21 protein-coding genes, 1 tRNA gene and 1 pseudogene are annotated in these 19,266 nt (G+C 66.4%); 12 read left to right on the top strand and 11 right to left on the bottom strand.

Annotated elements, in window-relative coordinates:
- Positions 1–68 precede the first annotated feature (68 nt).
- Together ABZ412_RS27560 and ABZ412_RS27555 are read left to right on the top strand one after the other, a co-directional pair.
- Positions 69–1,310: a cytochrome P450 gene (locus tag ABZ412_RS27560; RefSeq protein WP_357285526.1), complete on the top strand. Its 1,242-nt coding sequence runs from the start codon at positions 69–71 to the stop codon at positions 1,308–1,310.
- 1,116 nt (positions 1,311–2,426) lie between these two features.
- A pseudogene (locus ABZ412_RS27555) lies at positions 2,427–3,227 on the top strand (IS5 family transposase).
- Between the two features lie 251 nt (positions 3,228–3,478).
- On the opposite strand, the gene ABZ412_RS27550 reads toward ABZ412_RS27555, so the two are convergent.
- The 3 genes from ABZ412_RS27550 to ABZ412_RS27540 all read right to left on the bottom strand — a co-directional run bounded on the left by ABZ412_RS27550 (position 3,479) and on the right by ABZ412_RS27540 (position 4,541).
- Positions 3,479–3,796 (bottom strand): hypothetical protein, encoded by a 318-nt coding sequence (locus ABZ412_RS27550; protein ID WP_357285524.1) that lies wholly within the window; start codon positions 3,794–3,796, stop codon positions 3,479–3,481.
- A gap of 252 nt (positions 3,797–4,048) precedes the next feature.
- A complete protein-coding gene (locus ABZ412_RS27545) occupies positions 4,049–4,246 on the bottom strand; it encodes a hypothetical protein (protein WP_357285521.1) in 198 nt (65 codons plus the stop codon).
- A gap of 4 nt (positions 4,247–4,250) precedes the next feature.
- Complete coding sequence (locus tag ABZ412_RS27540) at positions 4,251–4,541, bottom strand: hypothetical protein (protein ID WP_357285519.1); 291 nt, start codon at positions 4,539–4,541, stop codon at positions 4,251–4,253.
- 833 nt (positions 4,542–5,374) lie between these two features.
- Here ABZ412_RS27540 and ABZ412_RS27535 point away from each other — a divergent pair.
- From ABZ412_RS27535 to ABZ412_RS27525, 3 genes are all read left to right on the top strand, one after another.
- Complete coding sequence (locus ABZ412_RS27535; RefSeq protein ID WP_357285516.1) at positions 5,375–7,156, top strand: alpha/beta fold hydrolase; 1,782 nt, start codon at positions 5,375–5,377, stop codon at positions 7,154–7,156.
- 374 nt (positions 7,157–7,530) lie between these two features.
- A complete protein-coding gene (locus ABZ412_RS27530; RefSeq protein ID WP_357285514.1) occupies positions 7,531–7,827 on the top strand; it encodes a hypothetical protein in 297 nt (98 codons plus the stop codon).
- A 94-nt stretch (positions 7,828–7,921) separates the two neighbouring features.
- Positions 7,922–8,428, top strand: a complete 507-nt coding sequence (locus ABZ412_RS27525) for an STM3941 family protein (protein WP_357285511.1) — start codon at positions 7,922–7,924, stop codon at positions 8,426–8,428.
- Here ABZ412_RS27525 and ABZ412_RS27520 read toward each other — a convergent pair.
- Both ABZ412_RS27520 and ABZ412_RS27515 read right to left on the bottom strand, forming a co-directional pair.
- Positions 8,416–8,877, bottom strand: coding sequence for a MarR family transcriptional regulator (locus ABZ412_RS27520; protein WP_357285509.1), 462 nt, complete (start codon positions 8,875–8,877; stop codon positions 8,416–8,418). The genes ABZ412_RS27525 and ABZ412_RS27520 overlap by 13 nt on opposite strands.
- 96 nt (positions 8,878–8,973) lie before the next feature.
- Positions 8,974–9,546, bottom strand: coding sequence for a hypothetical protein (locus tag ABZ412_RS27515; RefSeq protein WP_357285506.1), 573 nt, complete (start codon positions 9,544–9,546; stop codon positions 8,974–8,976).
- A gap of 376 nt (positions 9,547–9,922) precedes the next feature.
- Between ABZ412_RS27515 and ABZ412_RS27510 the strand changes: the two genes are divergently transcribed.
- The 4 genes from ABZ412_RS27510 (at position 9,923) to ABZ412_RS27495 (ending at position 13,485) form a co-directional block, all read left to right on the top strand.
- Complete coding sequence (locus ABZ412_RS27510; protein WP_357285503.1) at positions 9,923–10,912, top strand: endonuclease/exonuclease/phosphatase family protein; 990 nt, start codon at positions 9,923–9,925, stop codon at positions 10,910–10,912.
- 28 nt (positions 10,913–10,940) lie between these two features.
- The gene (locus ABZ412_RS27505) at positions 10,941–12,026 is read left to right on the top strand and encodes a cytochrome P450 (RefSeq protein ID WP_357285501.1); all 1,086 of its coding nucleotides are present in this window, start codon (positions 10,941–10,943) and stop codon (positions 12,024–12,026) included.
- A gap of 74 nt (positions 12,027–12,100) precedes the next feature.
- Positions 12,101–13,300, top strand: coding sequence for a cytochrome P450 (locus tag ABZ412_RS27500; RefSeq protein ID WP_357285499.1), 1,200 nt, complete (start codon positions 12,101–12,103; stop codon positions 13,298–13,300).
- A gap of 113 nt (positions 13,301–13,413) precedes the next feature.
- Positions 13,414–13,485 (top strand) — tRNA-Val (locus tag ABZ412_RS27495).
- A 219-nt stretch (positions 13,486–13,704) separates the two neighbouring features.
- Here ABZ412_RS27495 and ABZ412_RS27490 read toward each other — a convergent pair.
- A complete protein-coding gene (locus ABZ412_RS27490; protein ID WP_357285496.1) occupies positions 13,705–14,154 on the bottom strand; it encodes a hypothetical protein in 450 nt (149 codons plus the stop codon).
- Between the two features lie 262 nt (positions 14,155–14,416).
- On the opposite strand from ABZ412_RS27490, the gene ABZ412_RS27485 reads away from it, so the two are divergent.
- On the top strand, positions 14,417–15,016 hold the full coding sequence (locus ABZ412_RS27485; protein ID WP_357285493.1) for a DUF4822 domain-containing protein: 600 nt from the start codon (positions 14,417–14,419) through the stop codon (positions 15,014–15,016).
- A gap of 69 nt (positions 15,017–15,085) precedes the next feature.
- Here the strand turns inward: ABZ412_RS27485 and ABZ412_RS27480 are convergent, their stop codons facing one another.
- Positions 15,086–15,367 (bottom strand): hypothetical protein, encoded by a 282-nt coding sequence (locus ABZ412_RS27480; protein ID WP_357285491.1) that lies wholly within the window; start codon positions 15,365–15,367, stop codon positions 15,086–15,088.
- Positions 15,368–15,521: 154 nt separating this feature from the next.
- Between ABZ412_RS27480 and ABZ412_RS27475 the strand changes: the two genes are divergently transcribed.
- Together ABZ412_RS27475 and ABZ412_RS27470 are read left to right on the top strand one after the other, a co-directional pair.
- Positions 15,522–15,746, top strand: a complete 225-nt coding sequence (locus ABZ412_RS27475) for a ribbon-helix-helix protein, CopG family (protein ID WP_357285488.1) — start codon at positions 15,522–15,524, stop codon at positions 15,744–15,746.
- Entirely contained in the window at positions 15,743–16,177 is a 435-nt protein-coding gene (locus ABZ412_RS27470; protein ID WP_357285486.1) for a PIN domain-containing protein, read from the top strand. The genes ABZ412_RS27475 and ABZ412_RS27470 overlap by 4 nt, the downstream gene beginning before the upstream one ends.
- Before the next feature lie 24 nt (positions 16,178–16,201).
- On the opposite strand, the gene ABZ412_RS27465 is transcribed toward ABZ412_RS27470, so the two are convergent.
- From ABZ412_RS27465 to ABZ412_RS27450, 4 genes are all read right to left on the bottom strand, one after another.
- Positions 16,202–16,909, bottom strand: coding sequence for a S1 family peptidase (locus tag ABZ412_RS27465; protein WP_357285482.1), 708 nt, complete (start codon positions 16,907–16,909; stop codon positions 16,202–16,204).
- A 186-nt stretch (positions 16,910–17,095) separates the two neighbouring features.
- Positions 17,096–17,404: a hypothetical protein gene (locus ABZ412_RS27460; protein ID WP_357083903.1), complete on the bottom strand. Its 309-nt coding sequence runs from the start codon at positions 17,402–17,404 to the stop codon at positions 17,096–17,098.
- A 122-nt stretch (positions 17,405–17,526) separates the two neighbouring features.
- Positions 17,527–17,676, bottom strand: coding sequence for a hypothetical protein (locus ABZ412_RS27455; RefSeq protein WP_357285479.1), 150 nt, complete (start codon positions 17,674–17,676; stop codon positions 17,527–17,529).
- A 96-nt stretch (positions 17,677–17,772) separates the two neighbouring features.
- A complete protein-coding gene (locus ABZ412_RS27450) occupies positions 17,773–19,152 on the bottom strand; it encodes an MFS transporter (RefSeq protein WP_357285681.1) in 1,380 nt (459 codons plus the stop codon).
- Between the last annotated feature and the right edge of the window lie 114 nt (positions 19,153–19,266).

Here is a 19,266-nt window from a genome sequence, read left to right as displayed (position 1 = left end):
CCGCGTCGGTCCGGGATGTGCGGTTTACGGCGGCGGGGGAGTGTTGTGCACCGCGTGAAGTGAGTTCGATGTCAGAGTCTGTGCCGTTCGTGCGTACCGGGGATGCCGGGCCGGCCGATCCGGGCGGTACCCGGGTACCCATGTACACCCCGGAATTCGCCGCCGACCCGCATCGCGCGTATCGCGAGATGCGGGAGAAGTACGGGTCGCTGGTTACGGTCGACCTCGCGCCGGGCGTTTCGGCCACCCTGGTGGTCGGATATCGCACGGCGGTAAGGATTCTCAACGATCCCGAGCGATTTCCCGCCGATCCGCGGGTGTGGCAGGCCGGGGTGCCCTCCGACTGCCCGGTACTGCCCATGATGCAGTGGCGGCCGAGTTCCCTGCGCACCACCGGGATCGAACATATGCGGTACCGGCAGGCCAATGCCGCCGCCCTGGCCGGGGTCGACCGATACGGGCTGCAGAGCGTCGTCGAACAGGTCTCGGTCTCGCTGATCAATTCGTTCTGCGCCTCGGGTTCGGCGGATCTGGTGCGCGACTACGCTTTTCCGCTCGCCTTCCAAGTGCTCAACCACCTGCTCGGCTGTCCGGTCGACCTCGCCGGGCAGGCGGCGCAGGGCTTTCGCGCGATCTTCGAGGGCATCGGCGCCGAACAGGGCAACATGCTGTTGGCCGACGCCCTGCACCAGCTGACGTTGCGCAAACGAACCCATCCCGCCAACGACGTCACCACCCGCATGCTCCACCACTCCGCCGAACTGACCGATATCGAGATGGTGCACCAACTGGTCACCCTCTACGGCGCGGGCATCGAACCGCAACAGAATCTGATCGTCAACACCCTGCTCCTGCTCCTGGTGGACGACCGGTTCGCCGGTAGTGCCCTGGGCGGCAGCCTCTCCACCCGCGACGCCCTCGACGAAGTGCTCTTCGACGACCCGCCGATGGCGAACTTCTGCATCAGCTACCCGCCCCGCTCCGTCCTCATCGACGACTGCTGGCTGCCCGCCCACCAACCCGTCGTCATCAGCATGGCGGCCTGCAACACCGACCCCGAGATCCGCAGCGGCCAATCGACCGGCAACAGATCCCACCTGGCCTGGAGCATCGGCCCCCACGCCTGCCCTGCGAGCTCCCTCGCCTACCTGATCGCCCAGGAAGCCGTAGACCAACTCCTCGACGCCCTCCCCGAAATCCGCCTGGCCCTCCCCGGCCCCCAATTATCCTGGCGCCCAGGCCCATTCCACCGAGCCCTCGCCTCCCTCCCCGTCACCTTCACCCCCGCCCCACCCCTCCCCGAAACCTGACCACGCCCCGGCCGCGTCGATTCGGCACAACGGGAGGGCGACACGCTGATGTAATCCCACGCTGGTCCGGGGAAACCCCGCCCCGGACAGCCGCTTCGGCGGCGGCCAGACTCGAAGAACCCAAGTCGCGTCGGTGGCCCCGCGGATGATCACCGTGGTCGTTCCCGATCACGTCCTGCCCAGCACAAGAGCCCGGTTCGGTGATCGAACAGCGTGTGTTCCGACGGCCGGTGGACGGGCCGGGCAGTGATGGGTGCGGCGCCGAATCCTCCGCACGTACAGTGCCACCGTCGGATTCGACAGATGAATCCGTGGGTCAAGCCCTTGTCCGTGTGCTGAGTGTTCCGACCGGCTTGATCCGTAACTGCGGTCCGTGGGCCGTGGGATGGTTCGGGTTGATCATGGTTAGGGCCACAACGCAGAGAAGCCGCAGGCCAGATGGCCTGCGGCTTCCTTGCGAATCAGGATCAACCCGAACCGCCTCGACCTCCAAACCGTCCTCTGTTCGTCGCGCGGTCGGCTGGGTCATGACCGACCCAGCCCGCCTGGATCCCCAAGCCCGACAACAGCTTGATGCCATCCTCGCCGCAAGTCCCGAACTCACCAGACTGGCCGTTCCTGTCCGAGACTTTGTTGCCCTCATGACCCAGCTGCGCGGACGTGACCTGGCGAAATGGATGGACGTCGTCGAGGCTGACGACCTCCTAGCCCTCCTTCGTCCGCGGCCTGCGCCGCGATCAGGACGCCGTCAGCGCCGGTCTCACCCTGCCTTGGAGCAGCGGACAGGTTGAAGGCCACGTCAACCGGATCAAGATGATCAAGCGCTAGATGTTCGGCCGCGCCAAACCCGATCTTCTCCGGAAGCCGATTCTTTTGAGCGACTGAACAACCCGACCAGGCGGAATCACGGAATTCGTGCCAGATCCAAGGTTCGACCGGAGTTGACAGTGCCGCGCGGGTGTACTTGGCGGAGGTGCTGTTACCTCTGTGCAAACTCGTGCGAGTGCAATCTGTTTCGTCGATTGCATGCTTGGCTTCGGAGAAGAGGGCAACTCGATCTAGGCTGGCGGGCAGTACTCCGGTCTCACCATGTGGTGGATCTCAGTCCCTTTCGTTGTGGCAGCACCTTGGATCGTGGATGACGAGTTGTGGGCGGTAATCGAACCGCTACTGCCGGTGAAACCGGCCGGGACACCGGGACCGCCGCAGATGGACTCCCGACTGGTCCTGCAGGGAATCTTGTTCGTGCTGATCACCGGTATCGGATGGGAAGACCTGCCCCAGGAGCTGGGGTTCGGGTCCGGAATGACCTGTTGGCGCAGGTTGCGGGACTGGCAAGCCGCCGGGACGTTCGAACAGATCCATCAGGCCGTACTCGCCCGCGCCCATGCCGCCCGACTGATCGACTTCGACCGGGTCATGGTCGACGGCTCGCACGTGCGGGCGAAAAAAGGGGCGCCGCAACAGGTCCCAGCCCGGTCGACCGCGCCAAGACCGGTTCCAAGCACCACATCCTGACCTGCGCGAACGGATTCCCGCTCGCCATCGTGTTGTCGGCGGCCAACGTCAACGATCACCTGATGTTGCCCACGCTGCTCGACCGGGTTCGCCCCCTGCGCGGGCGTGCGGGCCAACCCCGCCGCCGGATCGCCAACCTGATCGCGGACAAGGGATACGACTACCCCAGCGTGTATTCCGAACTGCGGCAACGACATATCACCGGCTACATTCCCCCGCCGCGGCACCCGCGACAAAGTCACCGCAGGCCGCTGGATCGTCGAACAGACCCTCGCCCTCCTGCACCAGTACCGGCGACTGGGCATCCGATGGGAACGCCGCACCGACATCCACCACGGATTCCTCGACCTCGCCGCAGCACTCATCTGCTGGCGACGACCCAGCAACCGAACCCGATAGGAGCTCTTAGTGCATTCTGGTGGTGCAGAGGAGGTGCTGTCGACCGCGAGCTGGAAAATTCCGGCCCTTGAGGTTAGTGCTGCGGCGGCAATATGGGTCGGGGAGGGCGCCATTGGGGCTGATGGCCACGCCGTCGGTCACCACCGATATCTCCTCGGGAGTGCCTGGCGCGTCGAGTTAGCGGATGCGGTTCACGTGTACAGTTCGACCACGGAGGGACTCGGGCGACGGAGCAACGCCGCGGCGCGGCGTCAGTCGTCTCGTGCCAGCAGCCGAGCGGCTTGTTTGGGGTCCATGAGGTTGGACCAGACCTGTTCGGCGGGCATGAGTTCGCGTTCGGGGAGGGAGGATTCGGGAAACCAACCATCAGGTGCGCAGCCGGGGACTCGATGCAGGATGACGGCGGTGAGATTGGGCGGGACCGAGCCTGTGATTCGGATGGCCACATAGGTTTCGTGGCCATGGTCCGCGCGAACCTGAACGCCGAGGCGGAATCCGGCCAGATCGACGGCGTGTTCGTGGCCGTCTTGCAGTGATCCGACGACGAGTTCGGCGATCGCCGTGTTCAACCGAAGCGCGAATCGAGTGGCTGATTCGAGCCGGTATCGGTCGTGATCGTCGTTGTCCGGCAATAAATGTCGGCTATGGGTATCGGTAGTGAGTGGCTTGTCGTGCGCGGCGTTGTGGCGCTGTCGAGCGGTCTGGCATTGATGCTGCAGGGGTGTGTAGAAGTCGTTGGTGGAGCCGTCTTCGCGAGTTCCGGCACAGACCAGCCATGCCGGAATCTCGGCGTCCGGCTCGTCGAGGTAGACGGCGCCTCGTCAACGGTTCACCTTGACCTTGAACAGGATTGTGTCGTCGATGGCGCGGATGCGCTCGTGTGGAGTGCCAGGGTTGGCGAACTGTTCTCCCGCTTTGGCCAGGATCGGGTGATCGATCAGGTCCAGCGGGATGTTGACGGGAGGAAGGGGAAGACGCAGGTCCTCGCGCACGCAGCGCAGTGTCGGCCGCACGGTCATCGTCTCATTCCTCCCAGTCGCTGACGCCTCCGAGTTCTTCGATCTGCTGGGGGGATAGGCCGGTCAGCATGGCGACGCTGGCGCCGAGGGATCCGTCGAGGACCTTCATCGACTCGATCATGCCGCGACGGATCTCCTGTCTCTTCTGTTCCAGGTACACGCGGGCAGCCTCGGCGACGAAGTCCTTCTTGGTCATGCCGAGGAAGTGGGCTGCCTGGGAGATGAGTTCGTCGGTGGCTGCGTCGATCTTCAGGGGCGCTGGCCGCTTGGGTGCGCCGGTAGCTGGCGTGGTCATGGTGCCTCCTGGAATCATGGTACCCAAGTACCCTGAACCGTGGCAAAAGGCGCTGCCAGACGCCGAACCGGACATCACCGCGGTCGCAGCCGTTCGACCGCGGACCTCTGACCGGGTCTCATTGGCGGCCACCACCAGGTCGAGATGTCCGGCGAGTGCCCACCGGTTTGACCCAAAGTTTCGGACCCGCTGCCGTCGGGTGGTTCGGGTTGATCATGGTTAGGACCACCGAAAAGGGCAGGTCACACCTCAAAGGTGTGGCCTGCCCTTTGTGTCCGGGGGCAAGATCGGCGCCAGGTACCGTTGGGCGGTGCTTGGTCGCAATGCTGGATCGCGGACAGCAGATGGCCCGCGAGCAAGCGGTGATCGCCCTGGGTGTGCTCGGCGACGAATCCCTCATCCCGCCCTCTGCTGCCAGGCCGCAATCGCGGCCCGCGAATCTTGACAGCGAATCTCGCCCGGATCTCGCTGTAGCCCTGCGAGGTATGGGCGTTCAGCCCTCGGTTGTGACCGCCTCTCCATCGGCATGTCGACCGGCCCAGCGGTTGCCTCGGAGGGTTGCTCGGGATTCCGAAGGTCTAGCTCGGACTCGTTTCGCTTTCCCTCGATGGACCGACCGTCGTCGCGACCAGTCGGTTGAATTCATTGCATTGTTCGCCGACATGGCTCGGCGAAATGCGTTCTGCGAGAGCATGAGTCGCGGTATGTTTCGCCGGTTCGCCACGAGGTAGTGTGATCCGCTCCTACGATGAATCAGTGCCAGATGCTTTTCCTGGCACGGGTTTTCACCTTTTCATCATGCACGACATGAGTGGAATCGGGGTGTGTCGATAGTGACCGAACCTGTCCAGAACGTAACCAATGAAACCCTGGAAAGTATTGCGGCCAATGGTATGTGGGCCGATGGGCTGACCTTCACACCGGAGGTGGTGCAGGTCGCGCGGGCGCTGCTGGCGGCGGTGCGCGGGGTCGCGCCGACCGGGGTGTTGCCGCCGGAGTTGCAGGAGGTGGTGGATACCGTCAGGGGTGGCGCCGGGGTGGAGATCACGCGGATTTCCGGGGCCGACGGGGTGCTGTTGTCGGCGTTGACCGTGAAGCTGAACGGGGACGAGCCGCGTCCGTTGGTGGTGGTGCCCGCGGGCTGGAGTCCGCTGGGCTGGCTGCCGTTCGTGTGGACCTATCTGACATTGGCCGTGGCGGGTTATCACGTGCTGGCCTACACGCCGCGCGGTCTCGGCACGCCGGGTGAGATCACCACGTCGCAGGGGTTCATCGACGTCGCCGGCGAGAAGGACCGGGCCGACGGCCACCGCGTGCTGGACTACGCGCAGGAACTGTTCGGGCCCGGTCCCGTCGGCATGCTCGGCGAGTCCTACGGCTCGGGGCTGAGCCAGTTGATCGCGGCCACCGACCCGGGGGAGCGGGTGTCGGCGGTCGTCGCGCTGAGCACCTGGGGCAACCTGGCCACGTCGCTGTACGACAACGGAACCCGGCACCTGGCCGCGATGCAACTGCTGGTGGATTTCACCGGTGGCACGCGCGAGGAGAAGTTCGACCCGGACACCCTCCGGATCCTCGACCTTTTCGAGCGGGGCGAGAACATGGACGAGGTCGTGGCCTGGGGGCTGGACCGCTCGCCGGAAACCTTCGTCGAGCTGACCAACTCGCGCGGCATCGCCACGTTCATGTCGAACACCTGGCACGAGACCCTCTTTCCGGTCAACGAAGTGCTCGACACGTTCAACCGGTTGACCGTGCCGAAGCGACTCAACGTGTGGATCGGCAATCACGGCGCACCCGAAGCCGCCGGACTGGTCGGAATCCCATTGGGATTCCCCTTCCCCGGCCTGCTCACGCCGATGCGAGAAGCGCGTGACTGGTTGGACATTCACCTGCGGGGCATCGACCCTGGTCCATCCGAACCGGTCAGCGATCAGATCATGTTCACCTACCGCACCCAGCCGATCGCCAATGGCGCGCAACGGATCACCGAGCCCGCGCCACGCGAAGCCAAGCTCGACTGGAGCGAGGTCAGCACCGAAACCGAACGCTGGTACCTCGGTAATGGCGGCGCGGACGGCACCCTCGTGCCGAAGCCGGACACCGGGTGGACGCGCAGCTTCACCATCGGCGACAAGGACTCTCCGGCCACCTCGGCCACCGCGGTCGCCGAGTTCCTGAAGAGCGGGCAGCGGGAGTGCTACGGCAATCCGCAGCTCTACCAGGTCGGGGACTTCGAGCGGGACCGCCTGCTGATCTGGCAGACCGAAGCGCTGACCGGTGGTCGCCGCCTGCGCGGCATCCCCACCGTGCACCTGTCGGTGGGCAGCACGGCCCCGGCGGCCACACTGGTGGCCTACCTGTTCGATGTGGCCCCCGACGACACGGCCCGCATCATCACCCATGAGCCCTTCACGATGTTCGAGCTGGGTCAGGGGGAGCAGCGCGCCGTCCGCTGGCGACTGCAAGGCGCCTGCTACGACATCCCGGACGGGCACCGCCTCGCACTGGTCGTCAACAGCTACGACAAGCTCTACTCCTACAGCCCGCCCGGCACCACCACCATCACCTCACCCGAGCACTCCGAGTCCTACCTCGACCTCGACCTCGGCTGAGTAGTCCCGTCTCTCGCGTGTCCGGTGTGGATCGACGATCCTCGATCCACACCGGACACGTCTCTCTGGCCGGATGCCGCGCCGGACCATCAGCCCGAGAATTACAGCGCCTCCACCACGACGGGCGCGGTTGTGCGAGCCGAGCGTTCGGCGCGGCGCACCACGGCGACCGCCGTCACGACCGTGACGACGTCACCACCTGCGGCGAGCCGGTCAGATCGAACGGAAGCGTCGCGGGTCGGGACGACGTGACAGCAGGACGGTTCGAAGTCCGCACCGTCCCCCTGTCGCCCTTAGAAGTGTGGGCGTTTCACCAGTTGTTTCGACGACTAATGTTGCGGCTCTCTAGTTTTCGCAATGAAAGATGGATCTATATGACGCACGCTCTGGTGAGATCGGCCGTGGCGGTGGGCCTCTCCGGTGGCCTTCTGCTGTCGGGGCTGGTAGCGGCGGCAACGGCTTCCGCGGATGCGCCGGTCGGCGCGCCCATCGCCGACGCGGGATCGTCCACCATCGCGCAGACCGGGTTCGGCACCGGCTCGGCGGGACTGGATCTGGCGACGGCGATGCTGCTCTGCAAGCTGACCGGTGGCGACTACCGGCTCTCGATCGGCATGTTGACCGGGCCCAGCGGCTGCCTCGGCGGGCTGCTCGGAATTCCGAAGCTCTAGCCGTGACCAGCCGTGGGGTGCGCTCGGTTTTTCCCGGCGGTGCGGGTGACGCATACTGACGCCGTAGTGGTGAGGGCTGATCAGGTGGAGTGTGGTGACTGAATCCGACGGGCGGGGCGGAAAGCTGGAGACGACAACGGTTTACAAGTCGTCGATACTGCGCACGCTGCTGCTGGCGGCGGGGGCGGGATTCTTCGTCCTCGTGGGGTGCGTGCTCATGCTGACCACCGAGGCGAGCTCGATGGTCGTGGGCGCGATGGCGTTCGCGTTCTTCGGCTCGTGCTGGGTGCTGCTGGTGTTGCAACTGCCGCGGCGGAAGCCGGAGCTGGTCATCACCGATCGGGGCTTCACGCACCGCCGGCTGGGGTCGGTCGATTGGGCAGACGTCGACCGGGTGCAGGTGTCGAGCATCGGCGGGCAGCCGTTCGTCGATGTGGCGCTCCGGGATCCGGCGGCGTTCCTGGCCCGCTCCTCACTGCTGATCCGAGTGCTCGGGCGGCTGAATCAGGCCTTCGGCTTCAGTCCGGCGGTGTTCTCCACGCAGACGATGCCGGCCTCGCCGGACGAGGTCGTCGCGGCCATGCGCCATCACCGCGGGTAGGGATCCATATCGCGCAGCCGTTCCCGGTGGACGCGCTGCAGTTCGCCGACCCGGCAGAGGAATCCCGCGATCAGTTCGAGTTCGTCGGGGTCGTACCAGTTCAGCATCATCTTGAAGCTCTCCTCGGCCAACGGGCGGATGAGCTCGCGCACGCGGCGCGCGGTCAGATCGGTGGCCACCACGATCACGCGACGGCGATCGGTGGGGTGCAGTGAGCGCGTGACATAGCCCTGCTTCTCCAGCCGGTTGAGCAGGACGGTGGCGCCCGCGGCGGTCAGGCCGAGCCGTTCGGCCAGCATGCCGGGTGTCGTCGACCGTCCGCCGACGAGGACGATTTCCAGTGCGCGCCGGTCGGTCTCGTTCACCCCCAGCAGCCGGAGCAGTTCACGCGCCAGATCCTCGACCGTTCCGTGGTAGAGCTCCAGGGCCTTTCGGAGCTCCACTGCCATCCGAGCGGGTTCGGTGGACAATACAGGGACCCCATCCGATGGGCGGAACCTGAACCGGGCTGGTGGACACAGCCCGGTCCAGGCATTCTTACGGACTCAGCTGACGGTCGTGGTGGTCAGCGTCGGGGACGGGTTCGGGTAGCACGACGTCGCGACATTGCCGATGAACGCCACCTTGGTCGTCATGGTCATGCCCGGGTTGGCGAAACTGGTCCCCGCGTACTGGCTGGTGATCGGGGTGCCCGGGCTGCCGGCCGTGACATTGATGGTCACCGCCGGCGGGGTGAAGCTGGTGCCGCCCGCGATCGGACCCGGCACGGTCAGAACGACATTCCCGCCCGAGGTGGACACGGTGCCGGCCACGGTGCCGCCGGAAGCGGTGGCCGAGACCAGCGTCGAGTTCGCCGGGGTCGGGAAGGTCATCTTCAGGTTGCTGATGTTCGTCACGGAGAAGCCCGAGGCCGAACTGGGGACCGTGGAGGAGCCCGGGGTGAGGGTGATGGCCACGGCCGATCCCGACGCCGCCGAGCCCGGCGCGGTGCCGGTGACCGTGGTGGTCATGCTCGAGGTCTGGCCGATACCGAAGATCGTGCCCTGGCAACTCCAGTTCACGGTGACGGGCGCCGCATTCGCGGGCGCGGCCAAACAGAAAACAGTGGCCAGAGCCACCGGAGAAACAATACCGGCGCGAAGCAGTGTGGAGGCGGTCGTTCTCATAACTAACTCCCGAAATAGTGAAGCAACAGCGCGTTCCCGGTGGGGTGTGCCGCAACTTCAGGGGTTTGAAATGTAACCTGTTCGCATCATGTGGCGGCCGGTATTCGAAATAACGGTTTGGTATCGATGGCCGGTCAGGGGGCAGTTCTGGCAGATCGTTAACTGCAATTAGATATTTACGGTGGAAAGTTAATTTCATCAAGACTTCGATGTCATTCGACCGAACTCGGCGAGTATCCGGCAACAATCTTTATTCTCGTAAATAGGGGCGGTTTTCGTGGATCGGACCGGCATCGCGTAGCGTGATCGGCGAATAGGGGAGGACTAAATGGTCAACGCGTTGGGGCAGCAGCAGGCTGCCGTCGAGCCGATCGCACGCCGCCGCGGCCTGCTCCGGTGGGTGCTGCCGGTACTCGGCTGGCTACTGCTCGCCGCGGGCGTGGCCGGGATCGGGCTGCACTACAACTCGCGGGTGTGGGCACCGGCCGTGCTGGCGGCGTCGTTCGCGTCGTACCTGATGGTCGGCGCGCTGGTCGCGGTCGTGGTGCTCGGACTGGCCCGCCGGTGGGTGAGCGCCGCGGTGGCCATGCTGGTGTCGGCCGCCGCGCTGTGGTCGCACGCGCCGATGCTGTGGCCGGACGGGAGTGCCCCGCCCGGTACGGATCTGGTGATGATGCAGTCGAATCTGTTTCTCGGCCACGGGTCGGCCGAAGCGGTGGTGCAGGCGGTGCGTGAGCGCTCGGTCGAAGTCCTGACCCTCGAGGAGCTGACCCCGGAACTTCTGGGCAAGCTCGACGCCGCCGGACTGGCCGACCTGCTGCCCCACCGATTCACCGCGCCCTCCGGCGGCGGGCAGGGGACCGGCATCTTCAGCCGCTACCCCTTGGAGGACGGCGTCAAGTTCGACGGCTTCTGGCTGAACAATCTGCGCGCCACCATGATTCACCCCGGTCGCGGCCCGGTATCGGTCTTCGCTGTCCACCCGATCCCGCCGCTCCTCAACGCCGGGGTGTGGGCGAACGAACTCGGCCGGATCCGGGACATCCTCGATCGGACGACCGGCCCCGTCGTGGTCGGCGGCGACTTCAACTCCACCTACGACCACGTCGCCTACCGAAACCTGGTGAGCGGCCGCTACGCCGACTCCGCCGAACTCCTCGGCGTCGGCGCTCTGCCGACCTGGCCGACCGACCGCTGGTGGGGACCGGTGATCGGCATCGATCGCATCCTCCTCGCCGACGGTCACGCGGTCGCGCTGTCCTCGCACACGATTCCGGACACCGATCATCGTGCGGTGATCGCGCGGCTTCGCCTCTGACGCGAGCGCGGCGTTCGGCGGATTCGTCGTGAGAGCGCAAATCCTCAGCGTAGAATCGCCTTTCGGGAGTGCCTCCGCCAATCCTGGCAGTCAGCTCGACATGAAAGCCGAACTCCACGCGATGACCTCGGCGGTGACGGCGGCGACCCTGTTCACTCACTCCGTCCCGCAGCCGGTTCCGCGGCAGATGCTGCGAGACATCGATTACGTCGTGCGGATGCTGATGGCGCGGACCCTGCTACCGGCTCCGCTGCTGAAACTGCCGACTCCGGGCAACCGGGCCTACGAACGCGCGATCACCGATCTGCATGCCGCGCCGGCCGAGATCATCACCACGCGTCGCTGGGCGGGTGTCGATCAGGGGGACCGACTCTCGGCGTTGATCGCCGAGCAGGACGAGGACGGGGGCGGGCTCAGCGACCTCGAGATCAGCGACCAGGTCATCACCTTCTTCGTGGCGGGCACCGAGACCACGGCGACCGCGCTCGCGTGGGCGCTGGGCCTGCTCGACGCGCACCCGATATCGCGGAACAGCAAAGGGCGGAGGTCGATTCAGTGTTGGCCGGACGGCCCGACAGGCGAAATGGCCGGTCCGTCAGGCGGACCGGCCATTCGCGTCACCGGGTCAGCGATGCTGGAGCTTGCGCTTCATCTCCTTGTCCAGGCCCTGTGCGTCCGACCGTGCCTGCTGGGCTTCCCGTTTGATGCCGGCGCCCATGCGGTCCATGTCGCGCCGGGCGTCGTCGGCCATCTGGTCCATGTCGGATTCCATGCGCTGGGCCTGGCCCTTCATGCCCTTCTTGGCCTTGTCGGCGACCTGGCTGGGTTTTCGGCCGTGCTTGCTAGACATTCCAACCTCCGAATAGGTAGGTCTCGGGTCCGAACTGAAGGAAAAGGGACGCATCCGCGTCCGCCGAATCTCCGAGCGCTGTCGACCGGCGTTCACCAACCGGGCGGGAACGCCGACAGCCGGGATATCGCAGCAATTGTTGAGCAACAATTGCGCCTCGTAGAGCCTGCCCCTGCGGACCGCCGCTGTCAATCACTTTCCCGAAATCGGTCCCTGACCGTGGGGTCGTCGAAACGACGTACGCCGATGCGGTCGCGTCGGTAGTGTTGCTCTTCCGCGTCCGGGATGTGCGCTGGCCGGCGGCGGTGGAGTGTTGCGCACGGTGTGAAGTGGGTTCGATGTCAGAGCAAGTCGGTACGCGCGTACCGATGTACACCCCCGAGTTCGCCGCGGACCCGCACCGGGTCTATCGCGAGATGCGGGAACAGTACGGGTCTTTGGTTCCGGTGGAGCTCGCGCCGGGGGTGCCGGCCACGCTAGTGGTCGGATACCGCACGGCGGTAAGGATTCTCAACGATCCCGAACGGTTCCCCGCCGACCCGCGGGCCTGGCAGGCGGGCGTGCCCGCGGACTGTCCGGTGCTGCCGATGATGCAGTGGCGGCCGAATGCGTTGCGCAACGCGGGATCCGAGCACGCGCGGTATCGGCAGACCAATACCGCCGGGCTCGCCGGCATCGACCATTACGGGTTGCAGGGCACCGTCGAGCGGGTCGCGGTGTCGCTGATCAACTCGTTCTGCACGGCCGGGTCCGCGGATCTGGTGCGCGACTACGCTTTTCCGCTGGCCTTCCAAGTGCTCAATACTCTGCTCGGGTGCCCGGTGGAGATCGCGGCTCAGGCGGCCGAGGGAATGCGCGCCATCTTCGAGGGCGTCGGCGCCGAACATGGCAACACCCTGCTCATCGGAGCCCTCCTGCGGCTGACCCAGCACAAACGCGCCCACCCCGCCGACGATGTCACTACCCGCATGCTGCGCCACCCCGCCGGCCTCACCGACACCGAAATGGTGCACCAGCTGGCCACCCTCTACGGCGCGGGCATCGAGCCGCAACAGAACCTGATCGTCAATACCCTGCTCCTGCTGCTCCTCGACGACCGCTTCCGTGGCAGCGCTCTCGGCGGCAGCCTCTCTACCCGCGACGCCCTCGACGAAGTCCTCTTCAACGACCCGCCGATGGCCAACTTCTGCATCAGCTTTCCGCCCCGGCAGGTCCTCATCGACGACACCTGGCTCCCGCCCGATCAGCCGGTCGTCATCTCCATGGCCGCCTGCAACACCGACCCCACCATCCGCGGCGCCGGGTTCTCCGGCAACCGCTCCCACCTCGCGTGGGGCGTCGGCCCCCACGCCTGCCCCGCCAGCTCCCTCGCCTACCTCATCGCCCAGGAAGCCGTCGACCAACTCCTCGACGCCCTCCCCGAACTTCACCTGGCCATCCCCGCCCCCGAATTGTCCTGGCGCCCAGGCCCCTTCCACCGCGCCCTCCTCTCTCTTCCCGTCACCTTCACCCCCACCCCACCCCTCCCCGAACGCTGACCTCCCGCACCGCCCCGGCGTCGATTTGGCAAACGGGCGGGGTAACGCGCTAATGTTGTCTCACTCCGACACGGGAAACCCCGAGCCGGACAGCCGCTTCGGCCGCGAGACCCGGTTCTATAGCTCAGCGGGAGAGCACTCGCTTCACACGCGAGGGGTCGCTGGTTCGATCCCAGCTAGAACCACAAAGAAACGGCCGGTCATCGCAGGTTTTGTGATGACCGGCCGTTTTTCGTGCAAGATACGTGCAGTATCGCGGTCGGGATGCGCGGGCAGCGGCCACGGTGTCGACCGGCCATCGGGCTACAGTCAGCGCCGCTGTGGGGCATGACGATTCCCGGCCACCGTCGTGATGCGACATGGGTCCGGAGACCGTCCACCGACCCACTGCCCCGGCTGGTCGGTCAGAGTTGCGTGTGCCCGGAGCCGGTGAGGATGATCAGCGGCATCATCAGAACGCCGAGAATATCGTTTGCGGTGCATTGGGCCGAGGCGCTGGAGCTGCCGGTCGGCTGGCTGCCGCAGTTCTGCACCGTCATGGACTTGGTCGACGAACCCTGCGTGGCGGTGAGGCTGTAGACGCCTTCAGGAAGCTTCGAGCGATAGACGTACTCGATGGTCCCGGTACCGGCCTTGGATCCAGCTTGTGGGGTGAACGTGCCGACGTTCTGCCCGTCCAAGGTGACCGTGACCGGTGCCAGGGCGTCCGCGCCGCTGGTGCTCACGAAGATTGTGCAGGTATTGCCTGCCCCCTCACATCCTCCGATGCCGGTGTAGATCTGTGTCAGATTCACACCGTCGACCGCGGCCGACGCCGATGCCGCCGCGATGACCGGTGCCGCCAGCGTGGCCACCGTGACTGCGGCCCAACTCATTTGCCTCATCTGTACTTTCCCGTTGAAGTTGTCGTTACCGGCACCTGCGTGCCGCTCCGACGGTAACCGCGTAGCGAGGCCCCGTGCGTACGAATCGAAAAGAAGGTATTTCAGTATGTCCCGCGCTCCGCATGCGCGTCCGCGCTGTTGTCCAGGCGTTCGAGCGTCAACCCATCAGCGCGTCCAGCTGTAGCCGATCGGTTGATGTGGGAGCCGCGGCCCGATTCGTAGCGTCGAACACGTGAACATCACCTCGCTGATCTCCCGCCGCACCGTCGTCGTCGCCTCAGCCCTCGTGGCCGCCACGGTGGGTGTTCTCCCCGCCGCCTTCGCCGCTCCCGAGGCTCCGGGCATCACCGCGGTCGCCCAGGACGAGGCCTCGCCGTCCGCGGTGCTGGCCTCCACCCCGTGGAAGACCACCGACGCCCTCGACCAGAACGGCAACCGCGTCCCCCTGGACAACCCGGCCGTGTCGAACTTCGTGGGCTGGGCCTACTTCAAGGCCGACGGGACGTTCACCATGTACAACCTCAACGACACCCCGAAGATGCACGGCGACTGGACCGTAGCCCCCGACGGCTCCTCCCGCTGGATCGCCGCCAAGAACGACGCCGGCGATGTCCTCTTCACCCGCGTCGTCCCGATCATCCAGCTGGACAAGCACGCCTTCACCTACCGCGTCACCCCCAACGCCGCCGACCCGAGCGTCTACTACGACATCGTCCACACCCCCACCAACCACGCCGAGCCGGGCACCGACGACCGCGGCCCGGGTGCGCACGGCACCCAGGGCAATCAGGGCGAGGGCGGCTACCACCACAACAACGGCAACCAGCACTGACCCGCGAGGTCCACAGGAATCGAGCCCCAGGTCATATCGACCCGGGGCTCGATTCCTTTGCTGGACAGCTCAGTTGGCCTTACACAACCATTCGGTGCCGTAGTGGGCGGCATTGCCGCCATCAAGGTGCACCCAGGTTCCTCGGCCGCCATCACACGGCTCGCCCTCGACGTGCGCGGGCGTCGGAGGCTTCGACGGCGTCACGCCCGCACTCCCGGTGACCAGGCCGTCTGGCAACGGAACAGAGATCCCCGGCACCGGCTGCCACACATCCGCACCGGCGGTAGTGGAGGCGAAGAACGGTACGGCTACCGCGACCCCTGCCGTCAGAACTGCTGCGAAACCCTTCACAGGCGACCTCCCCGGCCGATGGTTCATCAACACTTGGACATCTGATCTATAGATAGCCGGTCGGTGACCATTACAGGCGCCCTGCGGTTGTGTGGCACAAGGTGATCGGACGCACGTCCCACGTAGGTGGTATCACGGGTGGTATCGTGAACATATGGCCTGGACGATGCGCTTTCCCAGCGATGAAGAGGCCGCGCTGGAGGCGCAGGCCGAGGCCGAGGGGCGGTCGAAGCATGAAATCACCCGCGATGCTGTACGCGAGTACCTGATGAGGCATCGGCAGTGGGATGAACCGTTGGTCGAGGACGAGGACACCTTCGATATGGGTGGTCCGATCGGCAAGGATGACATCCACGATGCGATGAATCGGCCCGCGTGATCGTAGTCGCGGATACCTCGGGCCTGCTGGCGCTGTTCAATCGCACCGACCCGGAGCACTTTGCGGTGCGGCGGGCGGCGGATGCCGCGAGTGCGTTGGTGGTGAGCCCGTTGGCGTTGACCGAGGTCCATCATGTGGCGAGTGTTCGTGCCGGGCGTAAGGTCGCCGACGCGGTGCTGGGCAAACTGGCCGATCGAATCGCCGCCACCCGCGTCGTTCTCGGGGAAATCGGTGCGGCACAGTTGCGTTCGGCCCTGGATATACGGTGCACCTACAGTGACCTCAACCTCGATATCGTCGATGCGACCTGCGTCGTACTCGCCGACCATTTCGCTACCGATCGCATCCTGACGTTGGACCGCAAGGACTTTCGCGTCCTGCGCCCTCTGAGCCGGTACTCGGCCTTTCGAATCCTGCCCGACGACATGTGAACGGGCCCGACTCGTCCGGGTCGATCAGATGGGGTGGTAGCCGGCGCCGGGGCGGCCGGCGATGTTGATGTCGGCGAGGATCTGGTCGATGGGGCGGTAGAAGGCGGGGGAGTGGAGGGGGTTGGCGGGGGTGATGCAGGGGAAGTCGAAGGAAATGTTGTCGTAGCCGATGATGCCGCCTTGGAGCATGCCGACCAGGCGGTCGCCGGCGGTGATGGGGCCGCCGGAATCGCCGTGGTTGGAACAGGTTTGGCTGAGGGTGACTTCCTCGAACGGGCCCCAGTTGATGCTGCAGTTGAAGCCGGTGCTGCGGCCGTTGACGCAAACCTGGGCGCCTGGGCCCGGGGCCGGGGCGGTGCCCGCGATGGTGCTGCCGCCGACGGTGCGGGTGGGAACGACACGGGCGGGGTCGAATTCGATGACGGCGTAATCGAGGTCCCGGCCGTTGTCGGAGTAGACGACCGTGCCGACGGGGCCCGCGCCGCGGTTGACCTCCGCGGCCACCTTGGTGCCCGTGGGCGCGCAGTGGCCCGCGGTCAATCCCACCAGCCTGCCCGCGTCGTCGTATCCGATGGTGGTGAGCGAACAGATCGCCCTGTCGCCGAGCACGATGCCGGAGCCACCGCCCAGCGGCACCGTCATGTCTGCGGAGGCCGTGCCGGCGGTCAGCGTGCCGACGGCAATAGCTGCGGTGATCAGGCCCGATGCCAGCGAACTCCGAGCAATCGACATCATTCGAGAATTCGCGATCGCGCACCCGGGGGGAAGAGAGTGTGACGCACATCACACCCACTGCTTGGTGTTCATCCGGATTCGCATGAGGTGACCGGGCTCGATCTGCCCTCTCGGGGCGGAGACGCTGCGGGCCGGGTCCCCGTCTGGTGACCCGGCCCGCAGCGTGCTGCGGAATGCGGAGGACTAGCCGCGGCCGCAGATGCCGTTGAGGAGGACGCCCATGCTGCTGATCTGGGCGACGTCGCCGTTGGCGAGGGCGTTGGCGAAGTTGTCGATGGCGGTGCGCTCGTCGCCGGAGGCCTCGATGGCGCGCAGGCGGTCGGCGACCTCGCGGCGCTGCTGCGGGCTCGGGCCGAGGGAGCCGTAGCTGTTGTAGATGTCGCCGGCGGTCTGGCAGGCGGGGGAGAGGGCGCTGGCGGTGCCGGCGGGGAGAACGAGCATGGCGCCGATGGCGCTGGCGGCCAGGAGGGAAGCGGGCAGGATTTTGCGCATATGGATACTCCTCGAAGCATGGTTCGGTTTATCGGCTCCGAGTCTGCCTGATGGAGTGGTGAATCCGATCATCCGCCGCCGTCGAGTCGGCGTGGTTGGCGGATTCCGGCCGTGGGATCGGTTCAGTGGCGGCCCGCGGCGTCCAGCTCGGCGGCCGTCGGGGGAGTGCCCGATGTGCTCCGGTACTGCCGCAAGGTCGCCGGCTCGTCGAGCACCAGCCAGGTGACCGCGTCGCTGAGCCCGCCGCGCCGCTCCCACACCGTCACGCCCACCGCTGCTCTGTACCGGCGCTCGCCAGTGTCGGTCCGGTGGGCAATACAGAAACGGCAGGCACCCGGGGCTGGGCGCCTGCCGTCGGTCGTCCGGCCTCAGGCCGCGGTCGGAACCTCGAGTCCGCGCCGCGTCCGGACCGGCCACCGCAGGTGATCGGCGTCGATCACGTACGGGTGGGTGTGGACGTAGAAGCCGTCGGCCCGCAGTTCCGCGTCGCCCAGCCGCTCCGGATCGATGCTGCCGACAGGGTGCAGGTGCGTGATCACCTCCGGATCCTCACGCGGCCACAGCCGCGCCGCCACGGTGATGCCCGCCGTCGCCAGCGCCGCCAGGGTCACCCAGGTGACGGTGAATCCCGCTGTGGTGGTGAGCCATCCGGTGACCGGGTAGGTCAGCAGCCACGCCAGGTGCGAGAGCGAGAACTGGGCCGCGAACAGCGCGGGACGGTCCGATGCCTGCGAGGAGCGGCGCAGCACCTGACCGGTCGGGGTCAGGATGGCCGCGGTCCCGGCGCCCACGGTGGCCCACACCGCCAGGGCCGCGACCCATCGCCAGTCGCCCGCGTCCGCCAGCGACAGCGCGATGGCGGCGGCCAGGCCGGTGAGCAGGGTGACCGCGCCGGTCAGCATGACCGGGCGCGCGCCGATCCGATCCAGCACGCGGGGAAGTGACAGCGCCACCAGCATGGTGCCGAAACCATTGGCCGCCAGCAACATCGCCACCCCGGACTGGGTGCCGCCGAGGGTGTCGCGGACGTAGTTGACGGTATTGACCATGATCACCGAACCGGCCGCCGCGACCACCAGGTTCAGGCCGAGCAGACCGCGCAGCCGCGGGGTCGCGACGAAGATCCGCACCCCGGCCGTGATCCGCTCCCGGAACGAATCACCGGCGGTGGCAGTCGAGTTCGGGATCCGGGTGGCCAGCACCAGGGCGGCCGAGACCGCGAAGCCGATCGCGGTGCCCACGAACAGCCAGTGGAAGCTCATGACCGTCAGCGCGGCCGCGGCGAGCATGGGGCTCAGCAGCGTCTCCATGGTGGCGGCCAGCTGCGCCGCCGACAGCGCGCGGGTGTACTCGCGCTCGTCGGGCAGGATGTCGGGGATGACCGCCTGATAGGTGGGTGTGTATGCGGCCGAGGCGGTTTGCAGGATCGCGATCAGGACGTAGATCTGCCAGATCTGATCGATGAACGGCAACGCCAGCACGACGGCGGCCCGCACCAGGTGCAGCCCGGTCAGGAAACCGCGGCGGGGCAGGCGATGCGCGTAGGCGGCGACCACCGGGGCGACGGTCACGTACATCAGCATCTTGATGGTGAGCGCGGTCCCCAGCACCGCCGCGGCCGCGCCGCCCGCCAGATCGTAGGCCAGCAAACCCAGTGCGACAGTGGTCAATCCGGTGCCGAACAGGCCCGAGACCTGTGCGGTGAACAGCCGCAGATAGTCCCGATTGCGGAAGAGGGAGCTGAGCATGGGAGCGGATCGCATCGGAATTCTCCTCTTCGTGGTGTTCGACAAAAGGGAGGTTAATACCCCCTGGGGGTATATTCAAGACCGGTTCCTGTGATGCGTCCCACGGTCCCCGGG

Origin of the sequence: Nocardia sp. NPDC005746 (assembly GCF_040630785.1) — a bacterium.
Taxonomy (GTDB): Bacteria; Actinomycetota; Actinomycetes; order Mycobacteriales; family Mycobacteriaceae; genus Nocardia.
Note: the sequence above shows the minus strand (reverse complement) of the source record. Positions and strands in the feature narration are given on the sequence as shown.

Coding starts and splice junctions, on each gene's coding strand:
- ABZ412_RS27475 (WP_357285488.1), top strand. CDS start 15,522: ATGGCCTGGACGATGCGCTTTCCCAGCGATGAAGAGGCCGCGCTGGAG.
- ABZ412_RS27560 (WP_357285526.1), top strand. CDS start 69: ATGTCAGAGTCTGTGCCGTTCGTGCGTACCGGGGATGCCGGGCCGGCC.
- ABZ412_RS27500 (WP_357285499.1), top strand. CDS start 12,101: ATGTCAGAGCAAGTCGGTACGCGCGTACCGATGTACACCCCCGAGTTC.
- ABZ412_RS27530 (WP_357285514.1), top strand. CDS start 7,531: ATGACGCACGCTCTGGTGAGATCGGCCGTGGCGGTGGGCCTCTCCGGT.
- ABZ412_RS27465 (WP_357285482.1), bottom strand. CDS start 16,909: ATGTCGATTGCTCGGAGTTCGCTGGCATCGGGCCTGATCACCGCAGCT.
- ABZ412_RS27450 (WP_357285681.1), bottom strand. CDS start 19,152: ATGCTCAGCTCCCTCTTCCGCAATCGGGACTATCTGCGGCTGTTCACC.
- ABZ412_RS27520 (WP_357285509.1), bottom strand. CDS start 8,877: ATGGCAGTGGAGCTCCGAAAGGCCCTGGAGCTCTACCACGGAACGGTC.
- ABZ412_RS27545 (WP_357285521.1), bottom strand. CDS start 4,246: ATGACCGTGCGGCCGACACTGCGCTGCGTGCGCGAGGACCTGCGTCTT.
- ABZ412_RS27510 (WP_357285503.1), top strand. CDS start 9,923: ATGGTCAACGCGTTGGGGCAGCAGCAGGCTGCCGTCGAGCCGATCGCA.
- ABZ412_RS27540 (WP_357285519.1), bottom strand. CDS start 4,541: ATGACCACGCCAGCTACCGGCGCACCCAAGCGGCCAGCGCCCCTGAAG.
- ABZ412_RS27460 (WP_357083903.1), bottom strand. CDS start 17,404: ATGCGCAAAATCCTGCCCGCTTCCCTCCTGGCCGCCAGCGCCATCGGC.